16 protein-coding genes are annotated in these 21,310 nt (G+C 45.0%); 5 read left to right on the top strand and 11 right to left on the bottom strand.

Features of this window, described 5'->3' with window-relative positions; genetic code table 11:
- Positions 1 to 142 precede the first annotated feature (142 nt).
- On the top strand, positions 143 to 976 hold the full coding sequence (purU, locus tag NL646_RS08625) for a formyltetrahydrofolate deformylase (RefSeq protein WP_253664091.1): 834 nt from the start codon (positions 143 to 145) through the stop codon (positions 974 to 976).
- A 73-nt stretch (positions 977 to 1,049) separates the two neighbouring features.
- On the opposite strand, the gene NL646_RS08630 is transcribed toward purU, so the two are convergent.
- A complete protein-coding gene (locus tag NL646_RS08630; RefSeq protein WP_253664092.1) occupies positions 1,050 to 1,649 on the bottom strand; it encodes a VOC family protein in 600 nt (199 codons plus the stop codon).
- A 220-nt stretch (positions 1,650 to 1,869) separates the two neighbouring features.
- On the opposite strand from NL646_RS08630, the gene argS reads away from it, so the two are divergent.
- Both argS and NL646_RS08640 read left to right on the top strand, forming a co-directional pair.
- Positions 1,870 to 3,603, top strand: a complete 1,734-nt coding sequence (gene argS / locus NL646_RS08635) for an arginine--tRNA ligase (protein WP_253664093.1) — start codon at positions 1,870 to 1,872, stop codon at positions 3,601 to 3,603.
- A gap of 125 nt (positions 3,604 to 3,728) precedes the next feature.
- Positions 3,729 to 4,157, top strand: a complete 429-nt coding sequence (locus tag NL646_RS08640) for an HIT domain-containing protein (RefSeq protein ID WP_253664094.1) — start codon at positions 3,729 to 3,731, stop codon at positions 4,155 to 4,157.
- A 118-nt stretch (positions 4,158 to 4,275) separates the two neighbouring features.
- Here the strand turns inward: NL646_RS08640 and NL646_RS08645 are convergent, their stop codons facing one another.
- The 5 genes from NL646_RS08645 to znuA all read right to left on the bottom strand — a co-directional run bounded on the left by NL646_RS08645 (position 4,276) and on the right by znuA (position 12,345).
- Complete coding sequence (locus NL646_RS08645; protein ID WP_102590531.1) at positions 4,276 to 4,506, bottom strand: FeoC-like transcriptional regulator; 231 nt, start codon at positions 4,504 to 4,506, stop codon at positions 4,276 to 4,278.
- Positions 4,503 to 6,779: a Fe(2+) transporter permease subunit FeoB gene (feoB, locus tag NL646_RS08650; RefSeq protein ID WP_024702829.1), complete on the bottom strand. Its 2,277-nt coding sequence runs from the start codon at positions 6,777 to 6,779 to the stop codon at positions 4,503 to 4,505. The genes NL646_RS08645 and feoB overlap by 4 nt, the downstream gene beginning before the upstream one ends.
- Positions 6,779 to 7,006, bottom strand: coding sequence for a FeoA family protein (locus tag NL646_RS08655; RefSeq protein ID WP_005455496.1), 228 nt, complete (start codon positions 7,004 to 7,006; stop codon positions 6,779 to 6,781). Before NL646_RS08655 ends, feoB begins: the two co-directional genes overlap by 1 nt.
- An 878-nt stretch (positions 7,007 to 7,884) precedes the next feature.
- Positions 7,885 to 11,256 carry an AraC family transcriptional regulator gene (locus tag NL646_RS08660; RefSeq protein WP_253664095.1) on the bottom strand — a complete coding sequence of 1,124 codons (3,372 nt, stop codon included), beginning with the start codon at positions 11,254 to 11,256 and terminating at the stop codon, positions 7,885 to 7,887.
- Positions 11,257 to 11,466: 210 nt separating this feature from the next.
- Positions 11,467 to 12,345 (bottom strand): zinc ABC transporter substrate-binding protein ZnuA, encoded by an 879-nt coding sequence (znuA, locus tag NL646_RS08665; RefSeq protein ID WP_253664096.1) that lies wholly within the window; start codon positions 12,343 to 12,345, stop codon positions 11,467 to 11,469.
- Between the two features lie 78 nt (positions 12,346 to 12,423).
- Here znuA and znuC point away from each other — a divergent pair, with 78 nt between their 5' ends.
- On the top strand, positions 12,424 to 13,212 hold the full coding sequence (znuC, locus tag NL646_RS08670; protein WP_025498707.1) for a zinc ABC transporter ATP-binding protein ZnuC: 789 nt from the start codon (positions 12,424 to 12,426) through the stop codon (positions 13,210 to 13,212).
- On the top strand, positions 13,205 to 13,990 hold the full coding sequence (znuB, locus tag NL646_RS08675; protein WP_005455500.1) for a zinc ABC transporter permease subunit ZnuB: 786 nt from the start codon (positions 13,205 to 13,207) through the stop codon (positions 13,988 to 13,990). Before znuC ends, znuB begins: the two co-directional genes overlap by 8 nt.
- A gap of 137 nt (positions 13,991 to 14,127) precedes the next feature.
- Here the strand turns inward: znuB and sucD are convergent, their stop codons facing one another.
- From sucD to NL646_RS08700, 5 genes are all read right to left on the bottom strand, one after another.
- Complete coding sequence (gene sucD, locus NL646_RS08680; protein WP_005486020.1) at positions 14,128 to 15,000, bottom strand: succinate--CoA ligase subunit alpha; 873 nt, start codon at positions 14,998 to 15,000, stop codon at positions 14,128 to 14,130.
- Entirely contained in the window at positions 15,000 to 16,166 is a 1,167-nt protein-coding gene (sucC, locus tag NL646_RS08685; protein WP_005496074.1) for an ADP-forming succinate--CoA ligase subunit beta, read from the bottom strand. The genes sucD and sucC overlap by 1 nt, the downstream gene beginning before the upstream one ends.
- Positions 16,167 to 16,360: 194 nt before the next feature.
- The gene (gene odhB, locus NL646_RS08690; RefSeq protein WP_005455502.1) at positions 16,361 to 17,566 is read right to left on the bottom strand and encodes a 2-oxoglutarate dehydrogenase complex dihydrolipoyllysine-residue succinyltransferase; all 1,206 of its coding nucleotides are present in this window, start codon (positions 17,564 to 17,566) and stop codon (positions 16,361 to 16,363) included.
- A gap of 28 nt (positions 17,567 to 17,594) precedes the next feature.
- Positions 17,595 to 20,420 carry a 2-oxoglutarate dehydrogenase E1 component gene (gene sucA, locus NL646_RS08695; protein ID WP_005496076.1) on the bottom strand — a complete coding sequence of 942 codons (2,826 nt, stop codon included), beginning with the start codon at positions 20,418 to 20,420 and terminating at the stop codon, positions 17,595 to 17,597.
- A 169-nt stretch (positions 20,421 to 20,589) separates the two neighbouring features.
- The gene (locus NL646_RS08700; protein WP_005455467.1) at positions 20,590 to 21,300 is read right to left on the bottom strand and encodes a succinate dehydrogenase iron-sulfur subunit; all 711 of its coding nucleotides are present in this window, start codon (positions 21,298 to 21,300) and stop codon (positions 20,590 to 20,592) included.
- Positions 21,301 to 21,310: the final 10 nt, after the last annotated feature.

Here is a 21,310-nt window from a genome sequence, read left to right on the forward strand (position 1 = left end):
GCTTACGGCCCAACACAGATAATTTGTTGAAACCATGGCAAGAATAGATTATTTATGAAGTCAGATTGCAGTACGGTTGACCCTTTTGGGGAAAACACATATTTCGTACGCTAGAAAAATAATGCATGGAAGTATCTGATTTATGGAAAAGAAAACACTGTTGACCCATTGCTCTGACGCACCGGGTTTGATCTCTAAAATTACTAATATCTGTTACAAACATCAGCTAAACATCGTTCATAATAACGAATTTGTTGATAACACCAGTGGGCACTTTTTCATGCGAACGGAGTTGGAGGGGTACTTCAACGACCAAACGTTTCTTGCCGATTTAGATCAAGCTCTACCGCAAGGTGCAAAACGCACTCTCATTGGCTCTCGCCGTAAACGCATCGTGATTCTCGTAACGAAAGAAGCACACTGTTTAGGTGATATTCTGATGAAAAATTACGATGGCAGTTTAGATGTAGAAATCGCCGCCGTGGTGGGTAACTACGATAAGTTGCAAGGCCTCACTGAACGTTTTGATATCCCTTACCACTATGTGACGCACGAAGATCTAAGCCGTGAAGAACACGAGAAAAAGATGCTAGAGGTGATCGATCAATACGATGCAGATTACTTGGTGCTAGCGAAATACATGCGCGTTCTCACGCCAACGTTTGTTGACAAATACCGCCATAAGATCATCAACATTCACCACAGTTTCTTGCCTGCTTTCATCGGTGCTAAGCCTTATCAGCAAGCTTACGACCGTGGCGTAAAAATTATTGGCGCAACAGCCCACTTCGTGACAAACGACCTAGATGAAGGCCCGATCATCAAGCAGGATGTTATTCCAGTCGATCACACATTCAGCGCACAAGATATGGCTCAAGCAGGCCGCGATGTTGAGAAGAATGTTTTGAGTAAAGCTCTGAATAAGGTAATTAACGACCACGTTTTTGTTTATGGGAATAAGACAGTGATTCTTTAAGTTCACGCATTTGAATGAAAGAAAGGGTTGCTCATTTGCAACCCTTTCTTCTTTCTAGTCGTTCAAAATTTGCTTATTCCGCCTGCTCAGACTCCACTATACGCTTGAGCGAATGCGGATGCAGCTTGATACAAATACCTTGGTACTTAAACGCCACGGTTGGGTTGTTCAAGCGTTCACCTTCCCCTTTCGGGCTCGATAGTTTGATCTTCACACCCAATTCTTCTAACTCATCAAAACGCGCGCCAAACGCTGGATAAGTATGTTTCAAGTCCGCCAAAAACTCGTCTGCGGTTTCCGCATGAGATGGCATCACAAACTCCACGTGCTCCCAACTTTCGGTTGGATAGGTTTTCCCTTCGGCTGGGTATGGCAATTCCAGACACTCAATCTTCCAGCCGCGGCTTTCGAGTGCTGTGTCGAATTCGATGACGATAATTGGACGACCGTTGATTTTCGCTTGTGAAATCACCTTGCCGTATTGATTCCATGCCTCATGCACAGCTTTTGCCGTTTCAAGGTCATTAATACGCAATGCAATATGGTCAGCTTGAGCAAAGCTCAGATCCAGTTTTAACAAGATTGCAAGCTCTTCAATCTTGCCCATGAAGACATCTAAGTCTTGGAGCATTAGTTCAGGCGTAAGGCGTTTTTCAACAAGTTGAATAGTCATTGTGGCTCTCTTTTGGGGCGATTTATCTCTTTACTCTGAGCGCAATAGTAAACGCAAACAAAGCGACATTTCCATTCAATCGAAAAAGTAAAAATTTCCCCAAATCCTCTCTGTATGAAAAGCAATAAAGTTGTTATCATTAGCCCCATTTTTGTGAACTCCAACAGAACTCGGCGCCTATTTTGCCGAGTTCTTCGTCCTTGAATTGAAGGAAACGCGTGTGAATATCCAAGCACTTATTAATGACAAAGTATCTCAGGCTCTAGAAGCCGCTGGCGCACCTGCAGGAAGCCCTGCTGCTGTTCGTCAATCAGCAAAGCCACAATTTGGTGACTACCAAGCAAACGGCGTAATGGGCGTTGCTAAAAAACTGGGTACTAACCCTCGAGAATTTGCACAGAAAGTACTGGATGTTCTAGACCTGGATGGTATTGCGAGCAAAACAGAAATCGCTGGCCCTGGTTTCATCAACATTTTCCTAAGCGAAGAGTTCCTAGCGAAACAAGCTGACGCAGCACTGGCTGACTCACGCCTTGGCGTTGCAGCTGAAGAAGCTCAAACTATCGTCGCTGACTACTCAGCACCAAACGTTGCAAAAGAAATGCACGTTGGTCACCTACGTTCAACTATCATCGGTGATGCGGTAGTACGTACGCTTGAGTTTCTAGGTCACAAAGTGATCCGCGCGAACCACATCGGCGACTGGGGTACTCAGTTCGGTATGCTTATCGCAAACCTTGAGCGTGTACAACAAGAGTCTGGCGAAGTTTCTATGGAACTGGCGGACCTTGAAGGCTTCTACCGTGAATCTAAAAAGCTGTACGACGAAGATGAAGAATTCGCGGTGAAAGCACGTAACTACGTAGTGAAACTGCAAAGCGGCGATGAATTCTGCGCAGAAATGTGGAAGAAGCTGGTTGACGTAACCATGATCCAAAACCAACGCAACTACGATCGTCTAAACGTATCTCTAACTCGTGATGACGTAATGGGCGAAAGCATGTACAACGACATGCTACCTAAGATCGTAGCGGACCTAAAAGCACAAGGTCTTGCGGTTGAAGATGACGGCGCGCAAGTTGTATTCCTAGAAGAGTTCAAGAACAAAGACGGCGAAGCGATGGGCGTTATCGTTCAGAAACGCGACGGCGGCTTCCTATACACCACAACGGATATCGCATGTGCGAAATACCGTTACGAAGAACTAGGCGCAGACCGCGTACTTTACTTCATTGACTCTCGCCAGCACCAGCACCTAATGCAAGCTTGGACTATCGTTCGTAAAGCGGGTTACGTACCTGAGTCAGTATCTCTTGAGCACCACGCTTTCGGCATGATGCTTGGTAAAGACGGTAAACCATTCAAGACTCGTGCGGGCGGTACGGTTCGTTTGGCGGACCTTCTTGATGAAGCCGAAGTTCGTGCTGCACAGTTGATAGAATCTAAGAACCCAGAGCTAGATGCTGAAGAGAAAGAGAAGATCTCTAAAACAGTGGCGATGGCAGCGGTTAAATATTCTGACCTATCTAAACACCGCACTACTGACTACGTGTTCGATTGGGACAATATGCTAGCATTTGAAGGTAACACAGCGCCGTACATGCAATACGCATACACTCGCGTTGCCTCCATCTTTGCTAAAGCTGGTGTAGCGATGAATGAACTTCAAGGTGATATCCAAATCACTGACGAAAAAGAAAAAGCGCTTATCGCTAAACTTCTACAATTTGAAGAAGCAGTTCAATCTGTTGCTCGTGAAGGCCAACCGCACATCATGTGTAGCTACCTATTTGAACTAGCGGGTCAATTCTCAAGCTTCTACGAAGCATGCCCAATTCTAGTAGCAGAAGATGAAGCCGTTAAGCAAAGCCGTCTAAAACTGGCAGCCCTAACAGCGAAAACCATCAAGCAAGGTTTATCGCTACTAGGTATCGAAACGCTAGAGCGCATGTAAGACGCTTTTAAGTTGATAACTTAAGTAGCACAAGCTGAATGATTGCAAAGGTTGACGTGAAAGCGTCAACCTTTTGTTTTATCTGACGTATACTAATTCAAATTGAAATGAATCGGATATCCACAATGAGTTTTGAACTGCACCCTCAATTGGCAAAAGACACCACAGTAATCGGCCACTTCCCTCTTTGCGTTGCACTTCTACATAAAGATAATGCAGTGCCGTGGGTCATCTTAGTTCCTAAACGTGCCAACTTAAAAGAATTGCACCACTTACCGATGAAAGAGCTGCAACAGTTTTTACTTGAGTCACAAGCGGTAAGCCAAGCGCTCGAAGCGACTTTCCGCCCTGACAAGTTGAATCTTGGCGCACTTGGTAACATGGTGCCGCAGCTACACATTCATCATATCGCACGCTTTAAGGACGACGTTGCATGGCCAGGACCGATTTGGGGAAACACAAGCGGCGAGTTTCGTAGCGAAGAAGAACAAGATGAGATTCTCAAACGCATTGGAAATGTGTTGTCGCTAAGCTCGATCTTCCATAAAGCTTAATTAATATTCAGCCGCTATGAGATTTGCTTGCCAGCGACAAGGCTATTGATTAGAAACGAAAAAAGCCGCATCAGAAATGACGCGGCTTTATTATTTGCAAACTTTGGTTGATAAACCACTACATAGTAACAGTGAGTGACAACTCGTCTTGTTTTGTCACGGCATAACGCACACGCATCACATCTCGAGCTTTATTGGTATCAACCAAGCGGCTAATTTTACCCTTCTTGATCCACACGCTTAACATTGCATCCGCACCATCTTCACTCATTCCAAACAGCTTAGCCAGCTCAGACTGTGAGACCGTCCCCTTGTCTGCAATATATTGATAAAGCTCATTTAAAATCATGCGACTTGCGCCTCTAACGCACCATGTTGTTTTTTACCAATACGTTTAAATACGTGATAAGTTCCAATGAAGATTGCAACAATAATTGACATCCAGACACCGCTGGTAATTGGGCTTTCAGAGAAATGCGTCAACTGATTGTAGAACGTTGCACATAGGTAAGCTAAACCCATCGTCCATACCGCAATAAAACGTGCGAAGTTATGGCCAAATTCACGTACATACGCCCCCATCGCAGCAACACATGGTGTGTACAACAAGATGAAGATCAAGTAAGCAAACGCTGCATGACCAGAAACAAACTGAGACTTAATGTTGCCGAAGATAGACTCATCCACTTCTTGTTCTTCTGCAACTGCATTTGAATCTGTTAGATCACCCACTTCAATGCCTAATGGATCAGAGTAACTCAAGCCCGCAAGGTTCTCAGGAATACTCATTACCGCATCTTTTAGGCTCCCCATCAGATCGAACTCTGCTTCTTCACCATCACTTGGCGACGTGTACAAACTGTTTAGCGTACCAACGACCGCCTCTTTGGCGAAAATACCGGTAATAATACCAACTGTTGCTGGCCAGTTATCTTCTTGAATACCAATTGGCGCAAACACTGGCGTTACCACTTGTGCCGCTTTAGAAAGTACAGAATTTTCACTGTCTTCATTACCAAAGCTGCCATCTGTACCCAACGAGTTTAGGAAACTCAGGATAGCAACAACCACAACGATGGTTTTACCTGCACCTAGCACGAAGCGCTTAAGCTTTTGCCAAGTTTTGATCACGACGTTTTGCAATGTTGGCAATTCGTAGTCCGGCATTTCCATGACTAAGCTATCGCTGCTGCCAGGGTAAAGAGTGTGCTTTAAGAAAAGACCGGTGAAGATCGCAGCCACAATACCTAATAGATAAAGTGCAAAGACAATGTTTTGACCAGAACCAGGAAAGAACGCCGCCGCAAACAGTGCATATACAGGTAAACGAGCACCACATGACATAAATGGCGCCATTGATGCCGCTAACTTACGCTCACGTTCTTGGTCTAGAGTGCGTGTTGCCATGATTGACGGCACGTTACAACCAAAACCAAGAACCAACGGCACAAACGCTTTCCCCGGCAAGCCGATTTTCTGCATCACTTTATCGAGTACAAACGCAGCGCGAGCCATGTAACCCGAACTCTCAAGCACAGCGAGGAACAAATACAAACACGCAATGACAGGAATAAAGGTCGCTACCGTTTGGATACCGCCACCAATACCATCGGCAATAACCGTCACAAGCCAAACTGGCAAATGACCATCCAATAGGTGATGACCGCCATCAACCAAAAGTGCGCCAACGCCGATATCAAAGAAATCGATAAATGCACTACCAATGTTAATCGAGAACATAAACATTAGGTACATCACAACAAAGAAGAATGGAATCCCCACCCACTTGTTCAAAATAAACTGATCAAGTTTTTCGGTAACACTGCGGCTGAGTTTGCCTTCACTGCGGCGAACTTTTTTACATTGTTCGTGCAGATGTGTGTATTTGGTATCCGCAACGTGTAAATCAATATCCAAATCTAAAGTCGCAATCGCTTCTAATACTTTGCTTCTATCAAGATCGGACAGGCTATTGAGAACCATCGTGTCTTTTTCTAGAGCACGGATCGCTAATGCACGATGAGAAACGGTTTGATCGTTAAATAGAGAAGAAATATGCTCGATCGCTGCTTCCATCTTATCGCCGTAATTCAAAGAGCGGTCTTTTAGCGCAACACCCTGAACTATGGCTTTGTGGAGTTTTTCTTTAAACTCAGCAACTTGTGCTTTATTAGTGGCAGACAAACTGATCACTGGGCAACCTAGCGTCTTTTCTAACTCAGCAATGTTGATCATCTGACGTTCACGCTTTAACGCATCCATTTTGTTGAGAACAACAACCATCGGACGACCAAGCTCACGAAGTTGCAGCGTCATATATAGACTGCGCTCTAAGCTGGTGGCATCAATCACGTTGATGATCAAATCAGCTGGGTGCGTCAACACCGCACGAGAAGCGATGGATTCATCGATACTGTTACTATCGTTACCGCTATCCAGAGAGTAAATGCCCGGCAAGTCCGTCAGTAAAAACTCATCACCCGCGTGCTTAAATTGACCCGTTTTTTTCTCAACAGTCACGCCAGCCCAGTTACCGACTTGCTGTTTGGCACCAGTCAAACCATTAAAAAGAGTAGTTTTACCGCTGTTTGGGTTACCTACAGTAAGAACTTGATACTGCATTACACTCGCTCCACTTCAATTTTTTGAGCAATGGTTTCTCTTAATGCAACAGATACACCGCGTACCTCAACTTGTAGCGGGTCTCCCATCGGCGCGCGTCTGATCACCTTAACTTCTGTGTTCGGAAGTAGCCCCATTACCATAAGCTTTTTTCTAATATCTGATGAAAGACCATCTAACAAACGAATTGTCACCGTATCGCCAGGTTTAATTTCTGATAATTTCATAGTGGCCCTTAAGAGTATTGCTAATGATAAATATTATTATTTAAGAGTATTTAGGCTGCGATAATACTCCTCTATACCCTTCCATTCATTGTGTGAAATCAAAGATTCCATAATTGCCTTTCATATTTTGAACGTTAACTCCGTTAAGTTTCACCTCGTCATTTTCGTCAAAATCGACATTTTGAAAACCATAAAAAAGAAACAAAAACTTAACACCGCCTAAGCAGAATAAATATTCCGATTTAAAATCAATGACTTAAAATAAAAAATCAACATTGTCGCTTTTCTCATATCAACCTGTCGTTATTTTTATAAGAAAAATAAGTAAGGTCTCGTATAGTTATTCCATCGAGAGGGCAACCTCTTAAAAGAATTCCAGAGGTGGCATGGCAACATGTCACTCCGGCAGCAAGCGAAGGTGTCATTGACACCCGTGGTATAGTCCCCCCGGCTATACCACGATATTTTTTTTCACTTCTTTTCTACTCCCGATTTAAACCTTTAACAACCAACCTCCTGTAACTAGAAGCACTTTAGTTAAGCTTTCTATATCCTATTTATATGTGCTGTTTGGCGAAAACAAACTGCTACAACACTGTGCATTGATGTTTCACTTACCTATCACAACGCCTAAATTAGGCAAAAAAACTCTAGCCTAACAACACAAAGGCATTGCAGCTCTTTGGTGCTGCGAACTACTTAAGAAAGTACAGATGCTTTACTTACTCAGAACAACTCAAAAAACAGAACGCTGCGTAACCCGAGGCGACTAGAATGGTTTATTTGCGGTATCAGAACGAATCACGCCGCTAAACGTGAGGAGGTGATTTAGATAACATCCATGCTGTAACTATTAACGATGCTCGAAAGATTGGAGGCTAATTTGCGTGACTGTCTTGTTCCATCGCGAACTTTGATGGAGGTAAACCAAAGTGCAACTTGAACTTCTGGCTGAAGTAAGAGGGATCATTGAAACCGCAATTGAAAGCCACTTCACTGATTTTTTCACCTGCGAGTAACTGTTCACAAGCAGTTTCTAACCGTACCTCCGTTAAATAATCTTTTAACGTTCTTGACGAGGCCGACTTAAAGCGGCGTTGTAAACTACGTTCAGACATAAATAACATCTTAGCCGCTGTCGCAGTGCCAAAATCAGGGTCATGGTAATGCTCAGCAACTAACTGATAGACCTTTTGTAGCCACTCATTTTCTGGACTGGCTTTCTCTTCGACGATGTTTTCTGGCACAAATTCTGGTAAAACTTCCTCAACATGGCTCAACTCTTTTGCCATCGGCCAAGTAATCTCAATTTTATTCTGCGCATCAGAAGTGAACACCGCTAAGTGCCCTCCACTCACCGTAACCAGTTGCGAAAGATTGTCGATACTCAAGTCCACATTGTTATTCGCAGGACGACTTAGAGAAAGTTTATTTGGCAATTGCGTTCCGTAATCCAAAAAGCTGAGTGAGACAATGTCCCGTCCCTCTTCTAGCATCACTTTTACGGCTTGACCTCGGAAAGAGCGCTTGATGATGTTGGCAAAGATACTGTTGAAGATAACATCCAGATTAAAACTCTCTAGAGCAATACGGCTAGACTTGTTCTCATCCTCTAACTCCACAGAGATCCCCGCTTTGGCGAAATCGTCTCGCCACACATCCACCACAGATTGCGTAATTTGGCTTAGGTTGTAGTTTTGACTGCCGTTACTCGCATCACCTGGAGCACTTTTAAGCTCATTTAGCTGCCAGTAAGTTTTTGATACGTGATCCTGAGTGATGGAGTCTCTCTCCACTGGCAATTTTGACGAGATATAATCGACGCTGGTTTTTATAGACTGAGCAACATGGTCAACTAATAGATTTCTAACCTGAATTTGCTTTCTTAATTGTTGATTACTCGTCAATAATACGCGGCTTTGATGCCTTAGTTGGTTGGTCTTTAGAGTGACCTGAGCAGCAAGCTCTCGGTTTGCTTGCATAACATATCGTGAACGCCAGTACATGATAAGGCCGATAAGCGTAGAAATTGAGACGAGAAAGCCTAATATCGCAAGCTGGGATAGATACCATGGTTTAAGCACTTCAAAACGAGACTCTAAGCCAACAACGCCCGCCGTTACCTGTGACTCGTTACTCACTTGAAGGTGGTATTCCCCAGAGTTGAGGTGCTCTAAGGTTAACTGCCCCCCTTCTAAGGTCTGCCATCGATCGTCTTCGTTTAAGCGGTAGTACAGGTTCTGGCTATCCGGTTTAGGCATGATGCCAAAGAGGAAACTCAGCGAAGAGCCATAAGGTAGTTTAATCCCATCAAGGTCGGAACTCCCCACTTGGATTACATCGTTTTCAAGCATCACTTGGCTAACAATAAAGCGGGATTCTGGCGGGTTTGACACCAATAGTTTTGAAGCCTCCGCTTTAACTAATCCATATTTTGAGCCTAAAACAAGTTCACGTTCACCATCTTCTGTGCGTTTCACTACGCTACATATCCCAGGAATAAACTCATTATTAATCAAGCCCGATGCAGATGAATAATGTTTAACTAACTCACCGGACAATCGGTAGTAACTCAACCCAACAGAAGATGCAAGCCACACACCTTTCGCATCACTGATCAAACACGCCGGACGAGCATTCGCAACACTCATCTCTAAGACTTGCTTGGCTTCTCCACCAGCCACTGTTTTAAACAACCCATAGGAGAAGGCAAACCACTGAGAGCCATCCGCCGCTGTCACTATATCTAGCGACTCGCCATATTTTTCCGAGAAACGATTGAAACGAATACGTTCATCATCGTATTCATAAATACCGTGGTCCGTACCAATAAAAAGCTTATCTTCGGTATCATATAGGCGCGTCACTTTAGCTGGTAAGTACTGACTCACGATCCATTCGCTACCAAAGTTTCTGACGGATTGCTTGTCGATATCAACGTTGTAAAGTTGGTAACCGCTGGATACCCACAAACGGTTTGTGTCGTCTAGAGCAATATGCTCAACAGCATGCCCAGCCATTACTTGTAAATAAGGGAAGCTAACCTTTTTCAGCCCCTCCAATTGGAATATCTCCAAGCCTTTTGAAGTGGCAAGCCATAACATGCCTCGTTGGAACGCAAATTCGTTAATTTGAGAATCTAATTCTAATACTTTTACAATCCCTTCCGCGCCAGAACGATACAGTTTGCGGTCATCGGCAAACCAAAGCACACCATCTGGCCCTGTTACCGTTTGTCTGATACGACCAGATAAGGTTTGCGAGTCATAACTACTAAAGGTGACTCGCTCAAATTTTTTGCTGAACAAAGAGTAATAACGAATGCCTTGGTTGGTCGCTATCCACATTCCGCCCATGTTGTCGCTAAGTAAGGAATAAATTTTAGTGCTATCGAGCTCTAACTCTAAGAAGCTCGCAGGCTCAACTTCAGTAACTTCACCAGTTAAAAACGAGTAGAGATACAAACCGTGCTCAGTACCAACCCAATACTCTTGATTGGTCTCTGAAAACGTCAGTACGTGGGAGCCGCCAATTTTGACGATCTCTTTGTTCGGCTCGTAAATATTGAAGATCAACGCGCCTTTTAAGGTGCCGACCAATATCTCGCGTCTCGTATGCGAGTAATACACTTTTTCAATGTAGTTTTGACCGGATGAAATCACATGATCAAATTTATTACCTTCAGAGAGATAGACACCAGATGTTGTAGCCAACGCCCATTTGGTTTCGACCAGAATCGCATCATTGATGTACACATAACTATTATTGCTATGTTGATAAAGTTGAAGCAGTGAAAATGAATCAAGTTCATTGGTTTTGATGTTGTAGGTATAAAAATGTGCGCCATCACTTACCCAAATATAATCACCTGATGAACCTATTTTTCTAATTTGCGACCCGGGGTTAAGGCTAAAGACCAACTGCCTTTCTTTGTTTGGGTAGGTCTGATAAACCTCATTTTCGACAAAGGTCCAGAATGACCCTTGATGATACGCAAGCTGCTTTGCGGTCGTTTGCAAAAAACTGCCTGATTTTGGCAGAACATTCTGGCCGTCATAAAAAAGAACGCGGCCATGTACATCATGAATCCATAGCCCACCTTGTTCGCCCAAGAACAATTTTTTCGCAGCAATAAAAGTGCCCTTAACCTGAGTAGGCAAAGGGTAAAATATGGCATTTGCGTTGTTCAGCGCAAATGCTTGAGATGATATGAAGAGTCCCCAGAAAATCAGGACAAGTTGGCGAAGCAAGACGAAAACCTTATATATCAATTTATATCAACTCAACTCCCTATAGGCCTTCCGTAGCTCTTGTGAGTAGGGTTATTTTGAGCCGCTAATTATTGATAATGATATCTCAATTCCTTTTATAGAAAAGGTTCGTCTTGCCAAAGGTTGTAATTCTTACTGCTAGATCACGTAAAAGAGACATTTCATCCGCAAAACTACAACTAATTACCCCTATTTAGCCAAACATTGCTCAAAGCTGTCAGCCATGTTGCCTAACAAGTTAAAGTAACTGCCTCGCTCCACTTTGATCGTGCTGCCTAATGGGTCAAGCTCGCCTTTGGCCACATTGCTGCCACGCAACACACTCTCGACAACGGCTGGTGTAAACTGAGGCTCAGAAAACACACAAGCCACGTTACCTGCTCCCAATGTTTTTCTGATCTGAATCAGCGTCTTGGCACCCGGCTTTCGGTCGGGAGTCACCGTAAAGTGTCCTAGATTATTTAACTGGTAACGCTCTTCAAAATAACCGTACGCATCATGGAAAACGAAGTATCCTTGGTTCTTCACTGGTGCTAACTGCTGCTCTATTTCCTTATCTTTAGCCGCAAGCTGTTCTTCAAATTTAACAAGATTGTTGCTGTACGTTTTCGCATTAGCTGGATCGATTTCCACCAATTTGTTCACAACAGCTTGGGCGACCTGTTTAACCGGTTTAATACCCAACCAAAAGTGCGGGTCGTGGCTACCGTGGTCATGACCGTCATGATCATGCGAATGCGCACTATCAAACTCACGAAGCGCTAGATTTGGTATTTCGCTTAGCGTCAGTGTACTAGATCTATTTGATACGACTTTTTCAAGAAACGGTTCCAAATCATGACCATACCAAATCACCAAATCCGCAGACGCGACTTTTTTTACATCAGAAGGTCGCAGCGAATAATCGTGTGGTGATGCGTTTGACTGAACTAGCACTTCAGGAGTAGTGACGCCTTCCGTCAGTTCAGTCACCATCAGTTGGATCGGTTTAATGCTTGTAAGTACTGTTATCGCCTGCGCTGGCAAGGTTAACATTGCTGAAGCAGCAAGAATTAAAGCTCTTTTCATAGTTTTACTTGGGATATGGCGTAGAAAGTGCGATAATGTTACATTATAACATTATAGTTTTGCAAATGAGTTTCATTCATGTCTTCATTAGTCAGTCTTGAACAATTGTGCGTCGAGTTCGATGATCGCAGAGTTCTTGATAACATCAGCATGGAATTAGAAAAGGGCAAAATCACAACCCTAATCGGTCCCAACGGAGCGGGAAAATCCACGTTAGTTAAAGTCATTTTAGGGCTTCAAAAGCCGACTAGCGGAAAATTGGTTAAAGCGAAAAAGCTAAAAATTGGTTATGTGCCTCAGAAACTGAAACTCAACGACTCTTTGCCGCTAAACGTTATCCGTTTCTTAAATTTAGCAGGAAAGTACAGCAAACAAGAATGCCTTGATGCATTAAGACTAGTTGGCGCAGAGCACTTAATTAAGAGCAACATGCACCGCCTTTCCGGTGGTGAAAACCAACGCGTCCTACTCGCCCGCGCGCTGCTACAACGCCCTGACTTGTTGGTTCTTGATGAACCAGCTCAAGGTGTTGATGTTCAAGGACAAATCGATCTATACGATTTGATTGAAAGCATCCGTCACCGCTTCGATTGCGCTGTGTTTATGGTATCTCATGATTTGCATTTGGTCATGGCAAAAACAGACGATGTGATTTGTTTGCACCACCACGTTTGTTGTTCGGGATCACCAGCAACGATCACTCAGCATCCTTCTTACATAGCATTGTTTGGTAACGCAGCGAGAGAATCACTCGCGTTTTATCATCACGACCACGAGCATCACCATCACGATTTGTCTGGCTCTCCAGTATCGGGCGACGCTACCTCGTGCTCTAACCATAGCCACGGACATCATCACCATGATTGAGTTTCTTCTACCTTCTATTCTCGCTGGTATTGGTATTGCAATCATCGCAGGTCCACTCGGGTCTTTTGTTGTATGGCGCAAAATGGCCTACTTCGGTGACACTCTTGCCCATGCATCGTTAATGGGGCTCGCTCTCGGGTTCTTACTGAACGTTAACCTCTATCTTGCGCTGCTAGTCTGCTGTTTAGCATTAGCGGTACTCCTTGTAACACTGCAAAGGCAGCAACTGGTGGCCACAGATACCCTACTCGGAATTCTGGCTCACAGCTCTTTGTCTATCGGTTTGGTGTCAGTAAGCTTTTTGGACAATGTTCGTGTCGATCTAATGAGTTACCTATTTGGTGATTTATTAGCTGTATCACCAGAAGATTTGATGTTTATTTATGCCGGCGTAATTGCCGTTAGTGCATGTTTGTACATATTCTGGCGACCGTTATTATCAAGTACCGTCAGCGAAGAGCTAGCCGCTGTAGAAGGTGTGAACACAGATTTAATTCGTCTGGTCTTGATGCTGATGGTGGGCGTAGTGATTGCGGTAGGTATGAAGTTTGTCGGTGCCCTTATCATGACTTCACTACTGATCATCCCAGCAGCAACAGCGCGCAAGTTGTCTTCTACACCAGAACAAATGGCATTCTTCGCATCCATCATAGGTGCGATTTCAGTTCTAATGGGACTGAGTCTGTCTTGGCACTTCGACACACCAGCAGGCCCATCAGTGGTGATCAGTGCGACTTCTTTGTTTATGCTGAGCCAACTGATTCAGCGGAAAGCTTAGTTATAAGCACAGGTTAAGCAAACGGAGCTGGTGATTAAGAATTCTCAGTGCTATTGCAAGCTTACATACAAAATCAATACAAGATCAGATACAAAAAAGCCTGGCAATGCCAGGCTTTTTATTTGACGAGTCAGAAATTACCAACCCGTTACTTCACGTAGACCTTGGCCGATGTCTGCTAGAGACTTAACCGTCTTAACGCCTGCCGCTTCTAGTGCAGCAAATTTGTCTTCCGCAGTACCTTTACCACCAGAGATAATCGCACCAGCGTGGCCCATACGTTTACCTGGAGGAGCAGTTACACCAGCGATGTAAGAAACAACTGGCTTAGTTACGTTTTCTTTAATGAACGCCGCCGCTTCTTCTTCTGCTGTGCCACCGATTTCACCGATCATTACGATCGCTTCAGTTTCTGGGTCTTCTTGGAACAGTTTTAGAATATCAATGAAGTTTGAACCTGGGATTGGGTCACCACCGATACCAACACACGTAGACTGACCGAAGCCTTCGTCTGTAGTTTGTTTAACTGCTTCGTAAGTCAGAGTACCAGAGCGAGATACGATACCTACTTTACCTTTCTTGTGGATGTGACCAGGCATGATACCGATCTTACACTCATCTGGAGTAATAACACCCGGACAGTTAGGACCGATCATACGAACGCCAGTTTCTTCTAGCTTCACTTTCACGTCGATCATATCTGTTGTAGGAATACCTTCAGTGATGGTTACGATTAGCTCGATACCCGCATCAATCGCTTCTAGGATTGCATCTTTACAGAAAGGTGCTGGAACGTAGATTACTGTTGCAGTTGCACCAGTCGCTTCTACTGCTTCGCGTACTGTGTTGAATACAGGTAGACCTAGGTGAGTTTGGCCACCTTTACCTGGAGACACACCACCAACCATTTGCGTACCGTATGCGATAGCTTGCTCTGAGTGGAAAGTACCTTGACCACCAGTGAAACCCTGACAGATTACTTTAGTGTCTTTGTTAATTAATACAGACATTATTTAGCCTCCGCAGCAGCAACAACTTTCTGAGCAGCATCCGTTAGCGACTCAGCAGCAATGATATCAACATCAGAATTAGCAAGAACTTCGCGACCAAGGTCCGCGTTAGTACCTTCCAAACGAACAACAACAGGTACGTTTACACCTACCTCTTTAACCGCGCCAATAATACCTTCTGCGATCATGTCACAACGAACGATACCACCGAAGATGTTTACGAGTACCGCTTTCACGTTGTCATCAGATAGGATGATCTTGAATGCTTCAGCAACGCGTTCTTTAGTTGCGCCGCCACCTACATCTAGGAAGTTCGCTGGTTTGCCGCCGTGTAGGTTTACGATATCCATCGTACCCATTGCTAGGCCTGCACCATTAACCATACAGCCAACGTTGCCATCTAGTGCTACGTAGTTCAGTTCCCATTGAGCTGCGTGCGCTTCACGCTCATCTTCTTGTGATGGATCGTGCATTTCACGTAGCTTAGGCTGACGGTAAAGTGCGTTTGAGTCGATGTTGATCTTACCGTCAAGACATAGCAGGTTGCCTTCAGCAGTAATCACAAGCGGGTTGATCTCTAGTAGAGCAAGGTCGTACTGAGAGAACATAGTGCCAAGACCCATAAAGATCTTAACGAATTGTTTGATTTGGTCACCTTCAAGACCAAGTTTGAACGCAAGCTCACGACCTTGGTAAGCTTGAGGGCCTACTAGTGGATCGATGGCTGCTTTGTGGATTAGCTCCGGCGTTTCTTCCGCAACTTTTTCGATTTCCACACCGCCTTCTGTAGAAGCCATGAAAACGATCTTACGGCTAGCACGGTCAACTACCGCACCTAAGTAAAGTTCGTTGGCAATGTTTGACGCTTCTTCAACAAGGATTTTTGTAACTGGCTGACCATTTGCATCTGTTTGGTAAGTTACTAGATTTTTACCTAGCCACTTTTGCGCAAACTCTTTTACACCTTCTTTAGTGTCGTGAAGCTCTACGCCACCCGCTTTACCGCGGCCACCAGCGTGAACCTGACACTTGACTACTTTCTTTGCTGTGCTGATACGGCCTGCTGCTTCAAACGCTTCTTGTGGTGTATCACATGCGTAGCCTTCTGGCACAGGCAAACCGAATTCTGCAAACAGCTGTTTGGCTTGGTATTCATGCAAATTCATTTCGATATTCCGTTTGTTTTTCCCTTGAGGGATTTATTATTTCCATAACGCTGCAGTCTTGGCTGCTTGTACGTCTGTAGGGTCTTCTCAAGTAAATCACTGAGTGATTCAAATGAAGGCCAGACGTTGAGCTAGTCTAGCCATTGAAATTTTCAACGTCTAGCCACCCAAGGTAACTAGACGTTTTAGCGATATTAAACGTCTAATAGGAGACGCGCTGGATCTTCTAGTAGCTCTTTAATCGTTACTAGGAAGCCAACTGACTCACGGCCATCGATCAAACGGTGGTCGTAAGATAGCGCTAGGTACATCATCGGTAGGATTTCAACTTTACCGTTTACAGCCATCGGGCGTTCTTGGATTTTATGCATACCAAGGATTGCCGATTGCGGTGGGTTGATGATAGGCGTAGACATTAGAGAACCGAACACACCACCGTTAGTGATAGTGAAGTTACCCCCCATCAACTCATCTACTGTTAACTTGCCATCACGACCTTTGATCGCTAGCTCTTTGATGCCTTTTTCAACATCTGCAAAACCAAGCTTGTCACAGTCTTTTAGCACTGGAGTTACTAGACCACGTGGCGTTGATACCGCCATGCTAATGTCAAAGTAATTGTGGTAAACGATATCATCACCATCGATTGATGCATTTACTTCTGGGTAACGTTTTAGTGCTTCTGTCACTGCTTTCACATAGAAAGACATGAAGCCAAGACGAATACCGTGACGCTCTTCGAACTGGTCTTTGTATTGCTTACGAAGATCCATGATTGGCTTCATGTTCACTTCGTTAAACGTCGTTAGCATTGCGGTGCTGTTTTTCGCTTCCAATAGGCGGTTTGCAACCGTCTTACGTAGGCGAGTCATTGGCACACGCTTCTCACTACGAGCGGTTGCTGGTGCTTCAACTGCTGGAGCATCAGCTTTTGGAGCCGCTTTAGCGTTTGCTAGATGCGCTTCGATATCTTCACGAGTAATACGACCGCCAACACCAGTACCTTTAACTTGGTGTGCTTCTAGACCATGTTCCGCAAGTAAACGACGAACGGCAGGGCTAAGTGCATCATTACTTTCTTCAGTCAGTGTCGCTTTGTGACGCTTATCTGGAGAAGCTTCTGTTGCTTCTGTTTTGTCTGCGGTTGGCTCGCCCGCAACAGCGCCGGCTTTCAATTTAGCAAGAAGTTGCTTTGAAAGTACCGTTGCACCTTCTACTTCAAGAATGGCTTCTAAAACGCCGGCTTCTGGAGCTGGCACTTCTAGTACAACTTTGTCAGTTTCAATATCAACCAGAACTTCATCACGCTCTACGGTGTCGCCTGGTTGTTTGTGCCATGTCGCCACGGTTGCATCAGCAACTGATTCAGGTAAATCTGGAACCAGAATTTCAATTGTCATATCTGTTTCTTCCTTTAACTTCTAGTTCTTAGTCCGAAGTTTTTGAGTTCACGTTCAGAGCGTCTTCAACCAACGCTTTTTGTTGTTTCAAGTGCACCGACATGTAGCCAACTGCTGGCGAAGCAGAAGCTGGGCGACCTGCGTATTTAAGATCTGCACCTGCAGGAATAGCGGCACGGAAGTTATGTTGACTACAGTACCAAGCACCTTGGTTCTGAGGCTCTTCCTGACACCACACGAAGTCTTCGACGTTAGTGTATTGAGCAATAGCCGCTTGTACTTCTTCCATCGGGAATGGGTAAAGCTGCTCAATACGCACGATTGCTACGTCTTCTTGCTCGTTGTTGCGACGCTGCTCAAGAAGGTCGAAATACACCTTACCCGAACAGAACACGACGCGTTTCACTTTGCTTGGCTCCAAGTTATCCACTTCAGGGATCGCTGCTTGGAACGTACCTTCTGCAAGGTCTTCTAGAGTCGAAGTACAAAGAGGATGACGAAGCAATGATTTAGGAGACATTACAATCAATGGTCGACGCATTGGGCGTACTACTTGACGACGAATCATGTGGTACACCTGAGCTGGCGTTGATGGTACAACGACCTGCATGTTTTGCTCAGCACACAATTGAAGGTAACGCTCTAGACGAGCAGATGAGTGCTCCGGACCTTGGCCTTCGTAACCATGAGGCAGAAGCATCGTCAGGCCGCACAAACGTCCCCACTTTTGCTCACCAGACGAAATGAATTGGTCAATAACCACTTGTGCGCCGTTAGCGAAGTCACCAAACTGCGCTTCCCAAATGGTTAAACCGCCAGGTTCAGCTGTTGCATAACCGTACTCAAATGCAAGAACAGCTTCTTCCGACAACACAGAGTCAAAAACTTGGAAAGGCCCCTGCTTGTCATGGATATTCGCTAGCGGGATGTAAGTGCTTGCATCTGATTGGTTGTGAAGAACTGAGTGACGATGGAAGAAAGTACCACGACCTGAGTCCTGACCAGAAATACGGATACGCTTACCATCGTCTACCAATGTCGCGTAAGCCAATGTTTCAGCCATACCCCAGTCAATAGCCTTCTCACCTGTCATCATTGCTAAGCGATCGTTGTACAGCTTGTTTACTCGGCTTTGCAGCTTGTGGCTTTCCGGGTACTGACATAAACGATTACCTAGTTCGACAAGGCGTTGCTTATCGTAGGTCGATTCCCATTGCATATCCCACTCGTGTCCTAAGTAAGGAGACCAGTCTACAGAATGCAATGCCATCGGACGCCACTCTTTCACCACGACTTCACCGCGGTCAAGTGCATCACGATACTCGTTCACCAACTGCGTTGCAGTTTCAATATCCGACTCATTCTTATCAATCAGAACATCGGCGTACAGTTTACGAGGAGTTGGGTGCTTTTTGATTTTTTGGTACATCAACGGCTGAGTTGCGTTCGGTTCATCCGCTTCGTTGTGACCATGACGGCGGTAACAAACCAAATCAATCACGACATCACGCTTGAACTCGTTGCGGTAATCCAATGCAATGCGAGTAACAAAAGCAACCGCTTCTGGATCATCGGCGTTAACGTGGAAAATCGGAGCCTGAACCATCTTAGCGATGTCAGTACAATACATGGTTGATCGAGTGTCACGCGGGTTAGACGTTGTAAAGCCAACCTGGTTGTTTACAACAATACGAACCGTACCGCCAACGCAGAAACCACGAGCAAGTGACATGTTGAACGTTTCAGCCACTACACCTTGGCCAGCAATCGCAGAGTCACCATGAATAGTGATAGGAAGAACTTTGCTGCCGTGGTTGTCACCCAAACGGTCTTGACGTGCACGCACGGAACCGATAACCACTGGGTTTACGATTTCTAAGTGAGATGGGTTAAACGCAAGCGCTAAGTGAACATCGCCACCAGGAGTTGCGAAGTCTGCAGAGAAACCTTGGTGGTATTTAACGTCACCGGTACCCCACGTTTCATCGTGCTTACCCGCGAACTCATCAAATAGATCTTGTGGTTTCTTACCCAGTACGTTCACCAGCATGTTCAAACGACCACGGTGAGCCATACCAATAACCACTTCACGCATGCCACTCTTACCCGCATGACGAATCAGTTCTTTCGTCATTGGGATAAGCGCATCACCACCTTCAAGAGAGAATCGCTTCGCACCAGGGAATTTTGCGCCTAAATAACGCTCAAGGCCTTCCGCTGCAGTCAACTCTTCAAGGAACGTGCGTTTTTCATCTTGGTTGAATGATGGCTGGCCTACGACAGACTCAAGACGTTGTTGGATCCAACGCTTTTGCTCTGTGTCAGTCATGTGCATGTATTCAGCACCGATGGAACCGCAGTAAGTTTTCTTGAGGGCTGCGTAGATGTCTTTCAACTTCATGGTTTCTTGCCCAACAGCAAAAGAACCTACGTTGAAAGTTTCTTCGAAGTCGTCTTCGGTAAGATTATGAAATGCTGGGTCTAGCTCCGCCACAGGTGGACGTTGCCACAGACCTAGTGGATCCAATTCTGCAGCCTCGTGTCCGCGGAAGCGGTATGCGTTGATAAGCTGTAGAACTTTTACTTGTTTTGCATCGACATCTGGATCACTAACTTGGACATTGTAATGCTTTGTTTCTCTAGCGAGTCGTCGGAAGTAGTCACGGACACGTGAATGCGGCTGTTCTGCCACTTCTTCTGATGGCTTAGGCAAGCCCTCAAAAACACGTTTCCACTCCTCACTTACCAGATCGGGATCACTTAGATACAGTTCGTAGAGGTCCTCTACATACGTTGCATTGGCGCCAGCCAAGTGTGAAGACTCGAGCCATGCCTTCATCACGCCGTTGTGCATATTTTCCCTTAACCAGTAGTTTTCACGTTTGCTTCGGTCTTACGCCGAGCTAATAAAAGCCGACCGAAATAGCCGGCAATTTTAGTATCCTTTTACTCGTGCTTGAAGGCTGCAGCAAAGTCAGTACGTTGCGTGCTCACTTTACTGCAACTTTATGGCTTGCGAGTAATTAAACCGAGCGATTCACCAGCATCGACTTAATGTGACCGATGGCTTTCGTCGGATTTAGTCCCTTAGGACAAACACTTACACAATTCATGATGCCATGGCAACGAAAAACGCTAAATGCATCATCAAGATCAGACAAACGTTCATCTGTTGCTGTATCTCGGCTATCAATCAACCAGCGGTAAGCCGCAAGTAGGCCTGCAGGGCCAATAAACTTATCTGGGTTCCACCAGAATGACGGACAAGAAGTTGTACAACATGCACACATGATACATTCGTACAATCCATCTAAATGCGCACGCTCATCTGGAGATTGCAGGTTCTCACGTGATGGCGGTAGAGCACCGTCATCAATTAAGAAAGGCTTAACTTTTGCATAGTTATCATAGAACTGCGTCATGTCAACGATAAGATCGCGCACTACAGGTAGACCCGGTAGAGGACGAATGACGATCTTGTCACCTTGTAGAGCCGATAATGGAGTGATACATGCCAGACCATTTTTGCCGTTCATGTTCAAACCATCAGAACCACACACACCTTCACGACAAGAACGACGGAATGCGATGCTTGGATCTTGCTCTTTTAGCAGAATCAATGCATCAAGCACCATCATGTCTGAGCCTTCGTCTACCTCAAGTGTGTACTCTTTCATGTAAGGCTTAGTATCTACGTCCGGGTTGTAACGGTACAAAGAGAAGTTCAGTTTCATATTCATATCC

The sequence above is a fragment of the Vibrio sp. Y20_XG_PY13 genome, from assembly GCF_024181925.1.
In the GTDB taxonomy this organism is placed as follows: Bacteria; Pseudomonadota; Gammaproteobacteria; order Enterobacterales; family Vibrionaceae; genus Vibrio; species Vibrio parahaemolyticus.